Origin of the sequence: Mycobacterium sp. IS-1742 (assembly GCF_001500125.1) — a bacterium.
In the GTDB taxonomy this organism is placed as follows: domain Bacteria; phylum Actinomycetota; class Actinomycetes; order Mycobacteriales; family Mycobacteriaceae; genus Mycobacterium.
Genome location: NZ_LQIV01000036.1, coordinates 1 through 2,864, shown reverse-complemented (window position 1 = coordinate 2,864; position 2,864 = coordinate 1). Strand labels below are relative to the sequence as shown.

General features: G+C 72.9%; 3 protein-coding genes. 1 reads left to right on the top strand and 2 read right to left on the bottom strand.

The annotated features are described in order from the left end of the window. Positions 1–209 precede the first annotated feature (209 nt). The gene (locus AU196_RS19275) at positions 210–989 is read right to left on the bottom strand and encodes a CPBP family intramembrane glutamic endopeptidase (RefSeq protein WP_059096678.1); all 780 of its coding nucleotides are present in this window, start codon (positions 987–989) and stop codon (positions 210–212) included. A gap of 10 nt (positions 990–999) precedes the next feature. After that, positions 1,000–1,821: a DUF2470 domain-containing protein gene (locus tag AU196_RS19270; protein ID WP_059096677.1), complete on the bottom strand. Its 822-nt coding sequence runs from the start codon at positions 1,819–1,821 to the stop codon at positions 1,000–1,002. A 104-nt stretch (positions 1,822–1,925) separates the two neighbouring features. On the opposite strand from AU196_RS19270, the gene pheA reads away from it, so the two are divergent. After that, positions 1,926–2,861 (top strand): prephenate dehydratase, encoded by a 936-nt coding sequence (gene pheA / locus AU196_RS19265; protein ID WP_059096676.1) that lies wholly within the window; start codon positions 1,926–1,928, stop codon positions 2,859–2,861. Positions 2,862–2,864 lie beyond the last annotated feature (3 nt).

The following is a 2,864-nucleotide window of genomic DNA, read 5'->3' as shown; positions in this document are numbered from 1 at the left end:
GACCGCGGGCCGGGGGTGGCACCCGGGGCGGTGGGCTCGGCGGGTTGGGCGGCCACGCGGGCGGCGGCCGGTGGCCGGGGGCGCGGCGGATCACCTGCGACGGCTCCCGCGGGGCGTTCGGCCCCCGCGCGGCCTCGCGCGGGTCACGCCTGCCGCGCTCCGGCCGATTGGGGTTCACAGCGAGAAATGTACGTGCACATCCCCCGGGATCACTGCAGCCAGCCGAGGTGGCCGGCCAGCAGCGAGTATCCGACGAACGCCACCGCGTCGATCAGGGCGTGCGCGATGATGAGCGGCCACAGCCGTCCGGTGCGGTACCAGACGTAGCCGAACACCAGTCCCATCGCGATGTTGCCCAACCCGGCGCCGAACCCCTGGTACAGGTGGTAGGCGCCGCGCAGCAGGCCGGCCGCGACGATCGCGATCATCGGGTTGACCCGCAGCTGCCGCAGCCGGGTCAGCAGGAACCCGACGACGATGATCTCCTCGGCCCACCCGTTGGCGAACGCCATCGCCAACAGCACCGGGATGCGCCACCAGGTGTCGTAGAGTTCGGCGGGTTCGACCGAGGCGTTGATGCCCAGGACGCGGGCGAGCTGGTACAGCGCCAACCCGGGGAGTCCGATCAGTGCGGCCAGCCCGAGCCCGCCGAGCAGGTCGGGGCGCGCTCGCGGGCGGGCGAGGCCGATGTCGGCGGGCCGGAACCCGCTGCGCCACAACAGATACACGCCGAGCGCACCCCAGGCCAGCAGCTGGAAGACGCCGGCCAGGTTCAGCCCGAGGTCGATGAAGCCGTAGGTGGACCGGCGCGGATTGAGCGCCACCACCTGACCGGACAGCCCCAGCAGGACGGCTTCGAGCAGGCGCAGCAGCGCGGTGTACGCGCTGAGGCCGAATGTGACGGCGAGGACGATGACGATCTCGATGCGCAGCGCACGGCGCTGTCCGTGGTCCAGCAGGTCGGGCAACGCGTCGGACGGCCGGTTCACCGCCCATACGCTAGCCGCCGGGCCGCTCCACGCGTCGGGCCTGCAGTCCGTTGAGGAACGGGCAGCCCATGAGCACCCGGATGGCCTGGCTCAGGCCGGTCACGTCGTCGACGGGTTTGGCGAACGGCAGGCGCACGTCGTGGTCTCCGGCGGGGTCCTCGACCCGCAGCTGGACGCCGTAGCGGTCCAGGCCCAGCGGGCGCACCCGGCCGCGTCGCATCGCGGCGGGCAGCCGGCCGGCCAGGCGGTCGACCACGTCCCGATGCGCCGACTCCATGTGCTGCAGCCAGCAGGACTCCATCGCGCAGAAGGGGTCGGGCCGGGCGGCGAGCAGCGCGGAGACGCCCACGGACTCGGCGCCGGTCGCGTCGGCGACCACGACCGACTCGATCTCCAGCCGCATCAGCGCGTAGCGCGAGTGGTCGCCCGAGTTGACCTGCAGCAGGGCGGGATTGGGGTCGTCCCTGGCGATCAGGTCGAGCAGGGCGGAGACGTCGGCGCTCGGCACGGCGTGCACCCGTCCGCGGATCCAGACCAGCGATCGCACCGGTTCGCGCAGCGGCAGTGGCGCGTAGTCGGTCATCTCGAGCACCGCCTGCACGCCCGCGGCGCCGGCCGATCCGACCATCGCGCTCAGCGGAACCCCGACCGGGACGGTGATCGCGAAGGATCCGTCGCCGAGGAGGTGGTGCACCGGCGTGCTGACCGGGTCGACACCCTCCACGGCGAGCATCGCACCGCCGCCGCGGGCGCATGCGCTGCGGATTCGCTCGGCGGTGGACGGTGCGGTCCGTGCCGTCGTCGGTGCGTTCGTCGGTGGGGTGTGGGCCATCGCGCTGCCTTCCGGTTGGTGAGGTAAGCCTTACTTAACAACGGACCTCTTGGTCGCGCAAGGCTTTGCCCAGGGGAATCCCGGACAGCGGATAGTGTTGGGACGTGCCGCGCATCGCCTACCTCGGCCCCGAGGGGACGTTCACCGAGTCGGCGTTGTTGCAGATGACCTCCGGCGCGATGGTCCCCGGCGACGGTCCGGTGACGCCCGTGCCGACCGACAGCACGCCGGCCGGGCTCGAGGCCGTGCGGTCCGGCGAGGCCGACTACGCGTGCGTGCCCATCGAGAACTCCATCGAGGGCTCGGTGCTGCCGACGCTCGACAGCCTCGCGGTGGGCGCGCCGCTGCAGATCTTCGCCGAACTCACCCTCGCCGTGTCGTTCAGCATCGTGGTGCGCCCCGATCACGACGGCGACGTCGCGACCGTCGCCGCCTTCCCGGTCGCCGCCGCCCAGGTGCGTCGCTGGCTGGCCGAACACCTGCCGTCCGCGCACCTGGTCCCCGCCCACTCCAACGCCGCCGCGGCCGCCGACGTGGCGGGCGGACGCGCCGACGCCGGGGTCAGCACGGCGCTGGCGGCCGAACGCTACGGGCTGCGCAGCCTCGCCTCGGGTGTCGTCGACGAACCGAACGCCCGCACCCGCTTCGTTCTCGTGGGGCGGCCCGCGCCGCCCCCCCCCCGCACCGGCGCCGACCGCACCTCGGTCGCGCTGCGCCTGCCGAACACCCCCGGCGCGCTGGTCGCGGCGATGACCGAACTGTCGATCCGCGACATCGACCTGACCCGCATCGAGTCGCGGCCCACCCGCACCGAACTCGGCACCTACGTGTTCTTTCTCGACTGGGTGGGCCACGTCGATGACGATGCGGTCGCCGAGGCACTCAAAGCGCTCCACCGTCGTTGTGCAGATGTGAGATACCTGGGTTCCTGGCCGACCGGGACGGCGGCCGGCGCACCGCCGCCGGGCAGCGACGAGGCGACACGCTGGCTGTCACGACTGCGCGAAGGCGTGCCCACACCGCCGGAGGGCGGCCGATGAGCG

Excerpts from the sequence above, each read along its gene's own strand:
- AU196_RS19270 (WP_059096677.1), bottom strand. The coding sequence starts at position 1,821 with ATGGCCCACACCCCACCGACGAACGCACCGACGACGGCACGGACCGCA.